11 protein-coding genes are annotated in these 14803 nt (G+C 73.9%); 6 read left to right on the top strand and 5 right to left on the bottom strand.

Features of this window, described 5'->3' with window-relative positions:
- Nucleotides 1-76: 76 nt before the first annotated feature.
- The 3 genes from ilvA to AMK27_RS20215 all read left to right on the top strand — a co-directional run bounded on the left by ilvA (nucleotide 77) and on the right by AMK27_RS20215 (nucleotide 3346).
- Nucleotides 77-1306 (top strand): threonine ammonia-lyase, encoded by a 1230-nt coding sequence (gene ilvA, locus AMK27_RS20225; protein WP_073910046.1) that lies wholly within the window; start codon nucleotides 77-79, stop codon nucleotides 1304-1306.
- A 196-nt stretch (nucleotides 1307-1502) separates the two neighbouring features.
- Nucleotides 1503-2543 (top strand): ATP-binding cassette domain-containing protein, encoded by a 1041-nt coding sequence (locus AMK27_RS20220; RefSeq protein ID WP_073910043.1) that lies wholly within the window; start codon nucleotides 1503-1505, stop codon nucleotides 2541-2543.
- Nucleotides 2544-2548: 5 nt separating this feature from the next.
- Nucleotides 2549-3346 carry an ABC transporter permease gene (locus tag AMK27_RS20215; RefSeq protein ID WP_073911823.1) on the top strand — a complete coding sequence of 266 codons (798 nt, stop codon included), beginning with the start codon at nucleotides 2549-2551 and terminating at the stop codon, nucleotides 3344-3346.
- Nucleotides 3347-3390: 44 nt separating this feature from the next.
- Here AMK27_RS20215 and AMK27_RS20210 read toward each other — a convergent pair whose 3' ends face one another.
- The 4 genes from AMK27_RS20210 to AMK27_RS20195 all read right to left on the bottom strand — a co-directional run bounded on the left by AMK27_RS20210 (nucleotide 3391) and on the right by AMK27_RS20195 (nucleotide 9393).
- Nucleotides 3391-5718, bottom strand: a complete 2328-nt coding sequence (locus AMK27_RS20210) for a protein kinase domain-containing protein (protein ID WP_073910040.1) — start codon at nucleotides 5716-5718, stop codon at nucleotides 3391-3393.
- A 4-nt stretch (nucleotides 5719-5722) separates the two neighbouring features.
- Nucleotides 5723-8161 carry a protein kinase domain-containing protein gene (locus AMK27_RS20205; protein WP_073910037.1) on the bottom strand — a complete coding sequence of 813 codons (2439 nt, stop codon included), beginning with the start codon at nucleotides 8159-8161 and terminating at the stop codon, nucleotides 5723-5725.
- Between the two features lie 143 nt (nucleotides 8162-8304).
- A complete protein-coding gene (greA, locus tag AMK27_RS20200; protein ID WP_073910034.1) occupies nucleotides 8305-8802 on the bottom strand; it encodes a transcription elongation factor GreA in 498 nt (165 codons plus the stop codon).
- A gap of 189 nt (nucleotides 8803-8991) precedes the next feature.
- A complete protein-coding gene (locus tag AMK27_RS20195) occupies nucleotides 8992-9393 on the bottom strand; it encodes a DUF4307 domain-containing protein (protein WP_073910031.1) in 402 nt (133 codons plus the stop codon).
- 98 nt (nucleotides 9394-9491) lie between these two features.
- Here AMK27_RS20195 and mca point away from each other — a divergent pair, with 98 nt between their 5' ends.
- On the top strand, nucleotides 9492-10373 hold the full coding sequence (gene mca / locus AMK27_RS20190) for a mycothiol conjugate amidase Mca (protein WP_073910029.1): 882 nt from the start codon (nucleotides 9492-9494) through the stop codon (nucleotides 10371-10373).
- A 1-nt stretch (nucleotide 10374) separates the two neighbouring features.
- Entirely contained in the window at nucleotides 10375-10611 is a 237-nt protein-coding gene (locus AMK27_RS20185; protein ID WP_073910026.1) for a hypothetical protein, read from the top strand.
- Between the two features lie 113 nt (nucleotides 10612-10724).
- Here AMK27_RS20185 and AMK27_RS20180 read toward each other — a convergent pair whose 3' ends face one another.
- Nucleotides 10725-13982: a tetratricopeptide repeat protein gene (locus AMK27_RS20180; RefSeq protein ID WP_073910023.1), complete on the bottom strand. Its 3258-nt coding sequence runs from the start codon at nucleotides 13980-13982 to the stop codon at nucleotides 10725-10727.
- 588 nt (nucleotides 13983-14570) lie between these two features.
- On the opposite strand from AMK27_RS20180, the gene AMK27_RS20175 reads away from it, so the two are divergent.
- Nucleotides 14571-14753, top strand: coding sequence for a cypemycin family RiPP (locus tag AMK27_RS20175; protein WP_073910020.1), 183 nt, complete (start codon nucleotides 14571-14573; stop codon nucleotides 14751-14753).
- Nucleotides 14754-14803: the final 50 nt, after the last annotated feature.

The following is a 14803-nucleotide window of genomic DNA, read 5'->3' as shown; positions in this document are numbered from 1 at the left end:
CCGGGGCTGCGCAAACCCGCTGGGGGACCCGGTCGCCGGGCGGCCACCAGGGCCGTGAGCTGCGAGACTTGCTGTCATGAGCTTCCGTACGCCAGACCCCTTGCACCGGCTGATGCTCGACGACGTGCGGGGGGCGCAGAAGATGCTGTCCGGGGTGGCCCGGACGACCGCGATGGAGGGCAGCCGCCATCTGTCGTCGCTGGTGGGGGCGCCTGTCCATCTCAAGTGCGAGAACCTGCAGCGGACCGGTTCGTTCAAGCTGCGCGGGGCGTACGTGCGGATCGCGGGCCTGCGGCCCGAGGAGCGGGCGGCGGGGGTCGTCGCCGCGTCGGCGGGCAACCACGCGCAGGGTGTGGCGCTCGCCTCGAGTCTGCTGGGTGTGCGCGCGACCGTCTTCATGCCGGTCGGGGCGCCGCTGCCGAAGGTCGCGGCGACCCGGGAGTACGGTGCGGACGTCCGGCTGCACGGTCATGTGGTGGACGAGACGCTGGCGGCGGCGGAGCGGTACGCGCGGGAGACGGGGGCCGTCTTCATCCATCCCTTCGACCACCCCGACATCATCGTCGGGCAGGGCACGGTGGGGCTGGAGATCCTGGAGCAGTGCCCGGAGGTCCGGACGATCCTGGTGGGTGTCGGCGGCGGCGGTCTCGCCGCGGGCATCGGGCTCGCGGTGAAGTCGGTGCGTCCGGACGTGCGGGTGATCGGCGTGCAGGCGGAGGGTGCCGCCGCCTACCCGCCCTCGCTGGCGGCCGGGCATCCGGTGGTGGTCGAGTCGCCGGTGACGATGGCGGACGGGATCAAGGTGGGGCGGCCGGGGGACGTGCCGTTCGCGCTGGTCCAGGAGTACGTCGACGAGGTCCGCACGGTCTCCGAGGACGCGCTCTCGTCGGCGCTGCTGCTCTGCCTGGAGCGGGCGAAGCTGGTCGTCGAGCCGGCCGGTGCGAGTCCGGTGGCGGCTCTGCTGAGCGACCCGACGTCCTTCGAGGGGCCGGTGGTGGCGGTGCTGTCCGGCGGGAACGTCGACCCGTTGCTGCTCCAGCGGATCCTGCGGCACGGCATGTCCGCGGGGGGCCGCTACCTGAGCCTGCGGCTGCGGGTCACGGACCGGCCGGGGGTCCTGGCGACCCTCCTCGCGGTGCTCACCGTCGCCGACGCGAACGTCCTGGACGTCGGACATGTGCGCACCGATCCGCGGCTGGGCCTGACCGAGGTGGAGGTCGAGCTGCACCTGGAGACGAAGGGCCCCGAGCACTGCGTCGAGGTGGCGGACGCCCTGCGGGACGCGGGATACACGGTGCTGGGCTGAGTGCCGGGCCGAGTGCCGGGCCGAGTGCCGGGCCGAGTGCCGGGCCGAGTGCCGGGCTGAGTCCGGCGCCGCGCGCGCCCGGCGACATGATCGTGTGTCCCGGATCACAGATTCACTGGGCGGGGCGGGTCGGACGAACCTAGGATCGGTGGGAAACGCCCGATTTCAACGTCCGTATCTCCCTGGGAGTACCCACATGCCAGGCGCGATCTACGCCGAGGGTCTGGTGAAGACCTTCGGTGACGTACGAGCTCTGGACGGCGTGGACCTCGACGTCCCCGAGGGAACCGTCCTCGGCCTGCTCGGCCCGAACGGCGCGGGGAAGACGACCGCCGTGCGCGTGCTGACCACGCTTCTCCGGCCCGACAGCGGCCGGGCCGTCGTCGCCGGGATCGACGTCCTCAAGGACCCCGACGAGGTGCGCCGCAGGATCGGGCTCTCCGGCCAGTTCGCGGCCGTCGACGAGTACCTCACCGGCCGCGAGAACCTGCAGATGGTCGGGCAGCTCTACCAGATGAGGGCGAAGGACGCGAAGGTGCGGGCCGGCGAGCTGCTGGAGCGCTTCAACCTCGCCGACGCCGCCGACCGCACCGCGAAGACGTACTCCGGGGGCATGCGCCGCCGCCTCGACCTCGCGGCCGCCCTCGTCGTGTCCCCGCCGGTCATGTTCATGGACGAGCCGACCACCGGGCTCGACCCCCGCAACCGGCAGGGCCTGTGGGAGGTCATCAAGGAACTCGTCGCGGGCGGTACGACCCTGCTGCTCACCACGCAGTACCTGGAGGAGGCCGACCACCTCGCCCACGACATCTGCGTGGTCGACCGGGGCAAGGTCATCGCGCGCGGCACCTCCGACCAGCTCAAGGCGCAGACAGGCGGCGAGCGCGTCGAGGTCGTCGTGCACGCGCCGGGGATGATCGCGGACGCCCGGGGGGTCCTCGCGCGCTACGGCATCGCGGGCATCGGCCACGGCGAGGTGTCGGTCGAGGAGCACACCCGGAAGCTGACGGTCCCCGTGGCCGGCGGCGCGAAGCTGCTCGCCGAGGTCATCCGCGACCTGGACGCGGTGGGCGTGGAGATCGACGACATCGGGCTGCGCCGCCCCACCCTCGACGACGTCTTCCTCTCCCTCACCGGCCATGTGGCCGAGCGGGAGGCGGAGGAGACCGGCGGGTCGGACGGGGACTCCCGGCCGGGCGGCCGCGGCGGCAGGCGCGTGAAGGAGGCGGCCGAGTGAGCACCATGAACGACTCCCTGGTGATCGCCCGCAGGAACCTGATCAGAATGTCCAGGATTCCCGAGATGATCCTGTTCGGCCTGATCCAGCCGGTGATGTTCGTGATCCTCTTCACGTACGTCTTCGGCGGCTCGATGAGCGTCGACGGCAGCACCTCCCCGGACGTCTACAAGAACTTCCTGATGGCCGGCATCTTCGCGCAGACCGTCACCTTCGCCACGGCGGGCGCGGGCGCCGGCATCGCCGACGACATGCACAAGGGCCTCATCGACCGGTTCCGGTCCCTGCCCATGGCCCGGGGCGCGGTCCTCACCGGCCGCACCCTCGCCGACCTCGTGCAGACCGCGCTGACGTTGACCGTGCTCGCGGTCGTCGCGCTGATCATCGGCTGGCGGCCCGGTTACGCGGCGCCGACCAACTTCGGGAAGGTGATGGCCGGCTTCGCCCTGCTGCTCCTCCTCGGCTACGCCTTCACCTGGATCGGCGCCCTGATCGGCCTCTCGGTCCGCACCCCGGAGGCCGCGACCTCGGGCGGCCTGATCTGGCTCTTCCCGGTGACCTTCATCTCGAACGCCTTCGTGGACACCAGCAACCTGCCGGGCTGGCTGCAGCCCGTCGCGGAGTGGAACCCGTTCAGCGCGACCGTCCAGGCCTGCCGCAAGCTCTTCGGCGATCCCGGCCTGTCACCGTCCGACGCCTGGCCGATGCAGTACCCGGTGTGGGCCTCGCTGATCTACTCCGTCCTGATCGTCGCCATCTTCCGGACCCTGTCCGTCCGCAAGTACCGGCGCGCGAACGGCTGAGCGCTCCGCGCACCCGGAGCCGTCAGGGCAGATACCGGGAGCCGTCAGGGCAGGTACCCGGAGACGACGAGGCCGTCGGGGAGGGCGAGGAAGACCGCCCCTCCGGCGGCCAGCGCGTCTCCGGTGGCCTGCGCGTCGAAGTCGTCCGGGAGGTTGGCATCGAAGCGCTCCTGTCCGGAGGGGGCGGCCGCGGCGAGGGAGACCACCTCTCCCTTCCCCACCGTGATCACGCGGTCGCCCGCGAAGTAGATCCGCTGCGGGTCGCCCTCGGTCATCATCGGCGTCATCGACCAGTCCTTCTCGCCGGTCCGCAGGTCGTAGGTGGTCACGGTCTGCCCGTTCGTCACCGCCACCAGGCCGTCCGCGTTGACGGCGGGGCCCGCCGTCACCCCCGAGCCGAGGGACCGCCGCAGCTTCAGCGTCGCCGCGTCGAGCACGGTCACCGAGCCGTCCGCGGTGCCCGAGCAGAGCACGCTGCCGCTCTTCTCGTGCACGGTGACCTTTTGGCAGCCCTCCGCCCCGCGCGCCGCCGTCCTCCCGGTCCGCCCGTTGAGCGCCACCGGCACGGTCCCGACGGGGACGTACACGCGACCGCCCGCCGCCACCGGCTGCTCGGGGAAGCCGTCCAGCGGTGCCTTCCACAGCACGCTGCCCGCGTCCTTCCCGCTCCCGCCGAGCCTCACCGCCGTCACGAGGCCTCCGCCCGCCCCGCCGTCCGCCTCGGTGGACGCCGTGTTCACGTACGCGATGTGGAGGACGCCGTCGGCCAGGTCGGAGCCCTTCACCGCCCACGCGGCGCCGGGACCCGGGAGGGTGCCCTCCTTCCGGCCGTTCTGCAGGCCGTACGCGACGGTCCCCGAGGACTCCGCCACGTAGACCCGGTCGCCGACGATGGCCGGGTACTGCGCTGTGGACCGCAGCCCCTCGGCGTTGGTGCGCGCCTCGACCGACCACAGCTCATGGCCGTCCGCCGCGCTCAGCCCCACCAGCGCGCCGCCGGAGCCCGCGCAGACCAGCACCTTCGGGGAGAGGGAGCAGGCGCCGTCGGTGGCCTCCGTCCGCACCATCCAGGGCGACCAGCCCGCCGGGCGGTGCCCCCGGTCCGTCGCCGCCGTGCCGAAGTCGTTGGTACGGCCCTTCCCGCCGTACGGCAGGACGACCTGGCTCAGGGTCGACGGGCCGGCGCTCCCCGTACCGGTCGCGCCGGGGGAGGAGCTGTTCGAGACCGAGGGCCCCGCCGTCCCGCCGCCGTCCCCGCCGTCCCGGTTCACCAGGACCACACCGGCCGTGGCCGCGACGGCGACGGCCACCGCACCGGCCACGGCCGCGCCCCAGCGGCGCCGGCGCGGCGCCACGGGGTCCGCCGGCGGGGTCGCCGGACGGTTCGGGACGGCCGTCGGGGAGTACGGCACCACCGGCCCGAGCGTCGGCAGGTCCGCCACGCCCGCGCCCGAGGCGGCCGCCTCACCGGCCGTCCGCGCCGCCTCCCCGTACTCGGCGAGCAGCGACAGCACCCCGCCGGGCCAGGGGAAGACCCCGGGGCCCGCTCCGGCACCGAGGAGCGCCCCCAGCTCCGCCGCCGTCGGCCGCTCGGCCGGGTCGAGCCGCAGGCAGCGCTCCACCACCGGCCGCAGCTCCTCCGGGACACCGGTCAGGTCGGCGTCCGCCCGGATGATCCGGTAGACCACCGCGGCCATCTCGTCGTCCTGGAAGGGCCCCCGGCCGCTCGCCGCGAACGCGAGGACCGCGCCCAGACAGAACACGTCCGACGCGGGCACCACCGCGCGGCTGCCCGCCAGGTGCTCCGGCGACATGAAACCGGGGGATCCCACGACCAGACCGGTCGAGGTGAGCGCCGTCGCCTCGAAGGCCTGCGCGATGCCGAAGTCGATCAGCTTGGGCCCGGCCGTGCCGAGCAGGACGTTCGCCGGTTTGAGGTCGCGGTGCAGCACCTTCGCCCCGTGGACGCCGGACAGGGCGGTGGCCAGGGCGATCCCCAGGGCCCGCACCGTCGCGGCGGGCAGCGCCCCGGACCGTACGACGGCCTCCGCGAGCGAGGGGCCCGGCACGTACTCCGTCGCCAGCCACGGCGAGGCCGCGTCGGCGTCCGCGTCGACGAGCCGCGCCACGCCCGGCCCGTCGACCGTCCGGGCCGCCGCGATCTCCCGCCGGAACCGGGTCCGGAAGTCCCCGTCGACCTCCAGATCGCTCCGTACGGTCTTCACCGCGACCATCCGGTACGGGTCGGCCGTCGGCGCGTCCGCCCGGCAGGCGAGATGGACCTCGCCCATGCCGCCGGCGCCGAGCCGGGCGAGGAGCCGGTAGGGGCCGACGAGCTGCGCGGGCCGGCCCGGGGGCAGGGCTTCCAGCACGGGACTACTCCTTCTCGCCGGGCAGGGCGACGGAGGCGACCGCGCCCTTGTCGAAGACGACGTACGCGATGCCGCCCACCGGCAGCACCTCCGGCTCCCGGATCTGCCTGGCGACGATGTTCCCGAAGCTCGGGTCGTAGTCCTCCTCCTCGGCGCGCGGCCCGGGGGCGCCCGGCAACGGCGTGACCTTCAGGTCCCCCGGCCTGCCGTCGGCGCCCAGCCGCACCGTGTGGAGGGCGGAGTAGTCGGCGTAGACGATCTGGTCGCCGGCGAGCAGCGGCGACGACCAGCTCTGGGCCAGTCCGGCCGGAGCCCGGCCGGCCGGGAACGAGGCGAGTGTCCCGCCGGTGCGCGGGTCGAGGATCCGCAGGCCGCCGTCGAAGGCCACCACGGCCCGTGGGCCGACCGCCGTGGGAGCCGCCGTGGCGAGGCCGCCGGGCAGCGACGCCTTCGGGGCGAGGGTGCGGGCGTCGAGCTGGTGCAGGGCCGTGTCGGTGTCGCTGCCCGCCCCGGCTCCGGAGCAGTACGCCGACGTACCGAGCACCTTGATGTCCCAGCAGTCCTTGGCGTCGGGTTCGACCTGCCCGAGCTGGGTGCCGTTCCGGCCGTCGTACGAGACGAGTCCGCCCTGGCTGAGGGCGTAGACGACGCCCTTGGCGTAGGCGACGGGTTCGTACGCCCGGCGCTCGGCGAAGGACGTCTCGCCGTTGGTGAGCTCCTCCGACCAGATCGTCTCTCCGTCGGCCAGGGAGAACGCCGTCAGCGCGGCCCGCACGTTCAGGGCGTCCTCCGTCACGTTCGTCGCCGCGAAGACGATCCCGTCGGCGACGACGGGCCGGGTGGCCCAGAGGCCCTGCGGGCCGACGGCCGGCTTCTGCCAGCGGACCGCCCCAGTGCGCGCGTCCCGGACCTGGAGGGAGCCGTTCGCGACGAGGACGACGCTGCCGTCGTGGACCATGGGGGCCGTGGCGCTGCCGGCGGTGAAGGGGAACCCCTTGCCGCTGATGTAGGTCTGGTCGGGGGTGTCCTTGGCGGCCGGGACGTCCCACAGCTGCTTGCCGCTCGCCGGGTCCAGCGCCACGTAGCGTCCGTTCGTGGTCCGGCAGACCAGCACCTTCTCGCCGGCCGAGCAGCCGAGCGCCGGGTCGCCGAGCTTCGCCTGCCAGGGCTTCCAGCCGGCCGGCCGCTGGGCGGTGTTCTGCGGGACCACACCGGAGGAGTCGGCGAGGCCCCGGCCGTCGACGCCCGGGATCCGGGGCGCCACCGGCGCGGCCTTCGGGGGCTGAGGCTTCCCCGGCCCGCCCTCCGGCCACAGCAGGTACGTGCCGACGCCGCCGGCCACGACGGCCAGGGCCACGGCGGCCGCGAGCAGCCGGACCCGGCGCCGGCGGCCGGCCGCGTCGCCCGGGTCGCCCGTGCCGTTCGGGCCGGTCGCGGCCGGCGCGGAGACCGGTGCCCGGGTCGCCGCGGAGTGCAGGCCGGGTGCGTCGGGGTTCGCCGCCGCGTCTCCCGGGTCCGCCGGGGCGGCCTCCAGGAGCGGCCCGCCGGAGGCGACGAGCTGGGCGAGCTCCGTGCCGTACTCGCCGATGTGGTCCCGTACCGCCCCGGGCCACGGGAAGACCTTCGGCGTGCCGCCGCCGAGGAGCTCCGCGAGCTCCTCCGGCGTCGGCCGGTCCGCCGGGTCGAGGGCCAGACAGGCGGCGACGGTGTCGCGCAGCTCCGCCGGGACCCGGGCGAGGTCGGCCTCGGCCTGGGAGACCCGGTACAGGACGGCGGCGAGCGGACCGTCGCCGAAGGGGTCCTCGCCGGTCGCCGCGAAGCAGAGCAGCGAGCCGAGGCAGAAGACGTCGGACGCGGCGGTCACCCGCCGGGCGCCGGCCACGTGCTCGGGCGACATGAAGGAAGGGGTGCCGACCATCAGACCGGTGGCGGTCATCGTGGTGGCCGTGCTGCTGCGGGCGATGCCGAAGTCGATGAGACGGGGCCCGTCGACGGAGAGCATGACGTTGCCGGGCTTGAGGTCCCGGTGCAGGACCCCGGCCCGGTGCAGATCGGCGAGGGCCCGTGCGACGGCGGTGCCGAGCGCGCGGACGGAGTCCACGGGCAGCGCGCCGCCGCGCCGGACGGCCTGCGAGAGACTCGGCCCGGGGACGTACGCGGTGGCCAGCCAGGGCACCTCGGCGTCGGCGTCACCGCCGAGCGGGGCGGCGGCGTACGCGCTGTCCACGAGCGCGGCGACCCGTATCTCCCGGCGGAAGCGGTCGCGGAAGGCGGGGTCGCCCGCGACGTCGCGCCGGACGGTCTTCACGGCGACGAACGTGCCGTCCGCGCCGCCGCCGCCCCGCCCGAGGAAGACCTCGCCCATCCCGCCCGCCCCGAGCCTGGCGAGCAGTTCGTACGGTCCTATCAGGCGCGGTGTGCCCGCGCGCAGCGGTCCCAGCACTTCGTCATCCCCCTTGTGACGCGACGTCAGGCCGCATCATGCCTCATCGCATCACCGGACGGTGGGTGCGGGACGGGGGCCGGCCGTACGCAGCACGAAGGGCCGGCCCCGGTGGGGGCCGGCCCTTCGTGGAGAGCTGTGCCTCAGCCGTTGTACGGCTTCGCGCTGAGGATCTTCACCGTGGCCTTCTTGCCGTTCGGCAGCTCGTACTCGGCGTCGTCACCGGCCTTCTTGCCGTTGACACCGACGCCGAGCGGCGACTGCGGCGAGTAGGTCTCGATGTCGCCGCTCGCGTACTCGCGGGAGGCGAGCAGGAAGGTCGTCGTGTCGTTCTCGTCGCCGTCGAAGGCGATCGTGACGACCATGCCCGGCTCGACGACGCCGTCGTCCGCCGGAGCCTCGCCGACCTTGGCGTGCTCGAGGAGCTGGGTCAGCTGCCGGATGCGGAGCTCCTGCTTGCCCTGCTCCTCCTTGGCCGCGTGGTACCCGCCGTTCTCGCGCAGGTCCCCCTCTTCGCGGGCTGCGGCGATCTTGACGGTGATCTCCGTGCGCGCGGGACCAGACAGGTACTCAAGCTCGTCCTTGAGCTTGTTGTACGCCTCCTGGGTGAGCCAGGTGACGTTGTCGCTGGTCTGGGTCACAGGTGCTCCTCGTAGGTACTGGGAATACAAAGCATCGCCCTACACGGGAAAGCTCTGCTGTCCCGGGTGGGCGAAACCACGAGCCTAACAATGAGTGGCGAAAAGCGGGAGGACATAACCATCAAGATGGCGTCGCCCCAGGTCACCGGGGTGACGCGCCGGGACTCGACACCCGGTCCCTACCCACCGCTACCGAGCCGTACACCCCATGAGCTCCGCACTGGTCGCGCGGGCGGTCGTGCGCAGCGAGTAGACGCGGTCGACCCGGCCCGCGGGCTCGTCGACCCGGACGTCCTTGCGGGCGACCTCGGCGCCGTCCTCGGAGCGGGAGCGCAGGGTGCAGACGCCCTTGACGCCCTCGTCCTTGCGGATCTCCAGGTGTACCTGGACCTCGGTGGCGCTCACCACGTCGAACTTGATCATCTCGGCGCTGATCTTGCTGTCGACGACGTAGTACCAGCCGAACCAGCCCATCAGTCCGAGGAAGAGGACGCCGAGCACGGCGCCGGTGATCCTGAGCTTGCGGTCGGCCGCCTCGTCCGCGGAGCGTCCGTAGCGCCCCTCGGGCAGCTGCTCTCGCACCGCGCTCATGATCGATCCTCTCGAAGCCGGGGGTGGCGGAATTTTCGCTCCCCCGATTCCGTCACTATAGAGACCACGCTCCGCGTCGAATCACTGAGGATCGAGTCTTGACTGAGCAGCTGCGACTGATGGCCGTTCACGCCCACCCCGACGACGAGTCGAGCAAGGGTGCGGCCACGATGGCCAAGTACGTGTCCGAGGGGGTGGACGTCATGGTCGTGACGTGCACGGGCGGCGAGCGCGGCTCGGTCCTGAACCCCCAGCTCCAGGGTGACGCCTATGTCGAGGCGAACATCCACGAGGTACGCCGCAAGGAGATGGACGAGGCCCGCGAGATCCTCGGCGTCTCCCAGGAATGGCTGGGCTTCGTCGACTCGGGCCTGCCCGAGGGCGACCCGCTGCCGCCGCTCCCCGAGGGCTGCTTCGCCCTGGAGGACGTCGACACCGCGGCCGGGGAACTGGTCCGCAAGATCCGCTCCTTCCGTCCGCAGGTCGTCACGACCTACGACGAGAACGGCGGATACCCGCACCCCGACCACATCATGACCCACAAGATCTCGATGGTGGCCTTCGACGGCGCGGCCGACGCCGAGAAGTTCCCCGAGGCCGAGTTCGGCCCGGTCTGGCAGCCCCTGAAGCTCTACTACAACCAGGGCTTCAACCGCCCCCGCACGGTCGCCCTGCACGAGGCGCTCCTCGCGCGGGGCCTGGAGTCCCCGTACGGCGAGTGGCTGGAGCGCTGGAAGGAGTTCGGGGGCAAGGAGCGGACGCTGACCACCCACGTGCCCTGCGCGGAGTTCTTCGAGATCCGCGACAAGGCCCTGATCGCCCACCGCACCCAGATCGACCCCGACGGCGGCTGGTTCCGGGTCCCGATGGACATCCAGAAGGAGGTCTGGCCGACGGAGGAGTACGAGCTCAGCAAGGCGCTGGTGCCGACCTCCCTCCCCGAGGAAGATCTCTTCGCGGGCATCCGCGACAATGCCTGACATGAGCGCACACCTGGCACTGACCCAGCTTGTCCCCTTCGCCGCCGAAGAGCTGGACGAGAACAAGGTGACCCCCGGCGTCCTCGGCTTCGTCGTCTTCGCGGTGCTGGCCCTCGCGGTCTGGCAGCTGATGAAGTCGATGAACCGCCACATGGGCAAGGTCGACTTCGAGGAGGCCCCGGACCCGGCCGCCGCCCCGGGGGCCCCGGCCCCCTCGGCCGGCCCCGCCGGCAAGTAGCCGAACCGCCCCCGGGTCCGTACCTCAGAGGTACGGACCCGGGGGCGCCGTCGTGCCGCGGCGGGCCATCCGCCCGGCGCTGCGGGGCGGGGACGCCCTCGTGCCGCGGCGGGCTATCCCACCGGTACCCCCAGGACCTCCCGGGCGTGCCGGTTCGGCACCATGCCCAGGTCCCAGGCCTGCCAGGGCGTCGACGGGTGGACGCCCCGGCCCAGGACCACCGCGTACGCCTCGGCGCAGTCGTCGAGCCGCGGATCGCGCGCCGGATGCCGGTCCGCGACCAGCGCCGCGAGCTCCTCGCGCGCCGTGACCGTCCCCGGCTCCGGGTTCCCCGGCACCGCGTGCGGGAGCAGCGTGCAGCGCAGGAAGCGGGCCCAGTCCGCGCCCCGCCGGTCGCCGTACGTACCGAACAGCGCACGGGCCTCGTCGCACAGCGCGAGCGCCTGCGGCACCCGGGCGTTTCCGGCGTCGATGACCGCCAGCTCCAGACAGGTCCAGGCCTCCCCGTGCGGCACCCCGATCCGGTGGAAGTCCGCCCGCGCGTCCACGAGCAGCTGCCGGGCGAAGCCCGAGTTGCGCAGACCGCCGGTGCGGGCCGCGAGCTGGTCGCGGGTGACCCGCCCCGAATGGTGCCGGGCACTGGCCAGCCCGTACACGTCCCGCATCCGCGAGAACATCGTCCGGGCCCTGCCCAGCTCCCGCACCGCGTCGTCCCGGTCGCCGCGCTCCTCGAGGGCGTGGGCCAGGTGGAACAGCGTCCACGCCTCCCCGCGCGCGTCCTCCTGCTCCCGGTGCCGGGCGAGCGCCCCGCGCAGCCCCTCGACGGCCGGCTCGGCGTCCCCGGCGGCGAGCCGCGCCCTGGCCAGCTGGGTCAGCGCCCAGGCCGCGCCGCGCCCGTCGTGGATCCGCCCGTAGCCGTCGAGCGCCTCCCGCAGCCCGGCCTCCGCGCCCGCCAGGTCGCCCCGCAGCAGCAGCACCTGGCCCCGCTGGAAGTGCGCCCACGCCTGGCCGTGCGGGGACTCGTGCTCCCGGTGCAGCGCGAGCGACCGGTCGAGCAGCGCCGTCGCCTCCGCCAGGTCGCCGCGGTCCCGCTCCACGGCCGCGAGCGCGTGCAGCGTCCAGCCCCGGTCGGCGGCGAGCGCCGCCGGCTCCTGGAGCGCGAGGGCCTCCCGCAGCCGGGCCGCCGCCTCCGTGAGGCGGCCCTGGTGGTGCAGGGTGATGCCGAGCGAGCAGAGCGCGAGCGCCGCCCCCGGGTCCTGGTGGGCCTCCTGGTAGAGCGACACCACGGACGTCAGGGTCGTGCGCGCCTTGTCGAGCTCGCCGAGCTGCCGGGCCGCGATGCCGGTCCGCCACTGCACCGAGCGGGACAGCTGGCCCTGCCCGACGGACTCGGCCAGTTCGTTGATCTCGCCGAGCCGGTAGAGGTCGCCGCGCAGCAGGCAGTAGTCGCAGAGCGCGCCCAGCAGATCGAGCACGGTCTGCTGGTCGACGCCGTCCGTGTGCCGAAGGGCCGCCGTGATGAAGCTGGACTCCTCGTCGAGCCAGCTCAGGGCGGCTTCGAGGGACCCGAAGCCGTGTCCGTCGAAGCGGTTGGCGCGGGTCGACATCTTGCCGTCGACCATGCGGATCACCGCGTCCGCGAGCTCCGCGTAGTTCCGTATCAACCGCTCCTGCGCCGCCGCGGTCTCCGCCGCGTCCTCCTCGTCGAGGAGCCGGGCCGCCGCGAAGCCGCGCACCGCGTCGTGCAGCCGGTAGCGCTCCCCGCGCACCGGGGCGAGCAGTCCCGCGCCGGCCAGCTCCCGCAGCAGCCGGGCGCCGTCGGCGCCGCTCCCGTCGAGCAGCGCGGCGGCGGCCGCGGCGCCGAGGGAGGCCCGGCCGGCGAGCGAAAGCCGCCGGAGCAGCCGCCGCGCCTCGTCGTCGAGGTCGACGAAGTACCGTGCCCACAGGGCGCGTTCGAGAGGGGCGTCGCCCCAGCCCGGGCGGCCGAGCACCTCCGCGAGGTCGTCCATGGACCGCCGGCGCAGCAGGGAGCCCGCCGCCCGCAGCGCCAGCGGAAGTCCGCCGCACAGCTCCCGGATCCGGTCGAGCGCCTCCGCGTCGTACGGGCCGGGGTCCGCCGCCCCGCCCGCCGCCCGCAGCAGCTCCTCCGCCCCGGCCGCGTCGAGCGCCGCCACGGGGAGGACGTGCGCCGCCACGTCCCCCAGGTCCAGCGGCTCCCGGCAGGTCACCAGGACCAGGCTCTCGGAACGCTCCGGCAGCAGCGCCCGCACCTGGGCCGCGTCCACGGCGTCGTCCAGGATCACCGTCACCGGCACGCCGGTCAGCTGCCGCTGGTACAACTCCGTGAGCCGCGCCGCCTGTTGGTCCGCGGTGGCGCCCTCCCTGAAGAGGAGACGGTCGCGCGGTGCGCCGAGCCGGTTGAGCAGATGGAGCAGCGCCTCCCGGGTCGCCAGGGGCCGCTCGCCGCTCGCGCCTCCCCGCAGGTCCACCACGCACGCGCCGCGGAACTGGTCGCGGAGCGCGTGCGCCGCCCGTACCGCGAGGGCCGTCCGTCCCGACCCGGGCTCGCCGTGCAGCAGGACCACCGTCGGCCGGGTCTCCGCCGAGGCGCGCCCGGTCTGCACCCACCGGGTGATCCGGGCGAGTTCCTCCCGTCGGCCGGCGAAGTCCCCTCCGGCGTCGGGCAGATGGCCGAAGGACCGCTCGAGCACGGCCCGGCGCCTGGCCGCCGCGCTCCGGTCGGAGCCGCGCAGCCGCTCGGGCGGCCGTGGGGCCGGCGTCCGCCGGTCCCAGGAGGGCCGCTCCGCCACGTCGGCCGGGGGTGCGTCCCCGGCGCCGCCTGCGGGTGCGGCCCGCTCCCGCTCAAGGAACGGGCGCATGCCCCGTACCTCCAGCGCGGTCAGCCAGCGCGCCCGTGCCGCCTCGACGGCGCCGTCCGCGACCGCCGCGGGCGCCGCCGCGGCCGTCGGCGCGGCCTGTTCGGCACGTCCGCCCGTGGCCTTGAGCACGGTGGCCGCCGCGCCCGCGACGGCCACCACCGCGCCCGCGCCGAGCGCCGTCCCCGTCGTCGTCCCGAGTGCCAGGTCCGCGCCGACCGCGGCGACGGCCGCGACTCCCGCGACGAGCGCGGGGCCGCCGAACAGCGGGCCTGAGGAGCGGTGCGCGGTGGTGCGGGCGCCGGGTGCTCCCTCCTCCAGGGCCCGTACGTACGCCGTGTACTCCTCGCCGGCGCCCGCCGCCATCGAGTCCAGCGCGGCGCGGCCCCGGGCGAGCAGGGTCTCCGCGCCCGCCCGGCTCCCGGAACTCCGCAGCTCCTCCTCCACCGTCCGTTCCCACAGCCGCTCAGCCTCGGCCCGATGGCTGTCCCGCATGTGCGTCCCCCTCCGCGCGTGCCCGACCATCCCGTCCCTGAGGCCCTGTCAGGCCCCGGACCGTGCGCGTCCAGTGTGCTGCGCGGGGCGCGAAGGCGCGAGAGCGGAGAGGGGAGGGGTGGCCGCGACGGAACGTCCGACATGCCGAACGGTGGGGGGAGTTGTGGGTCGAGAACTGGCCGGATGCCGTCCGGTCCCGGCTCGCCGGGTCCCGGCGCCCGGGGCCGCGGCGCCCGGCCCCCGGGTGACGGGGCTTCGCCGCGCGGCGCCCTCCCAAACACCGTTCGCGGCCGGCGGAATCACCGCCCCCAATCTTCCGAGTCGCCCCGTATAAAGGATCCGTAATGCTGGCCGAAAAGAGCTGTCACTTCTGATGCTTTCCAAGTCCTGTGTTATACGCGGAAGTTGCCGGGTCAATTGCGCTTGACGAGTTCTTGAAGGTCTGCCTAAGGTCGGTCCGCAGCTTCCAGTTGCAAACGTTGTGCAGCGCGTTCACACAGAGCGGGCGACGGGGGTGGCAACGTTCGATACGCCTGGACCATTCGCTCGCATGACCACCGACGAAAGGTTAGTGAAGTGCGATCTGAAATGACTCTTACGAGCTCGAATTCCGCCGAGGCGCTGGCGGCGCAGGACTTTGCGAACACCGTTCTCAGCGCGGCAGGCCCGGGCTTCCACGCGGACTGCGAGACGCCGGCCATGGCCACCCCGGCCACGCCGACCGTCGCCCAGTTCGTGGTCCAGGGCAGCACCATCTGCCTGGTCTGCTGATGCGGGACTGAGCCTGCCGCCGGAGAGGCCCGTCACGCACGGGCCTCTCC

Source organism: Streptomyces sp. CB02009 (assembly GCF_001905825.1).
Lineage (GTDB): Bacteria > Actinomycetota > Actinomycetes > Streptomycetales > Streptomycetaceae > Streptomyces.
This window is presented reverse-complemented; position numbering and strand designations above follow the sequence as displayed.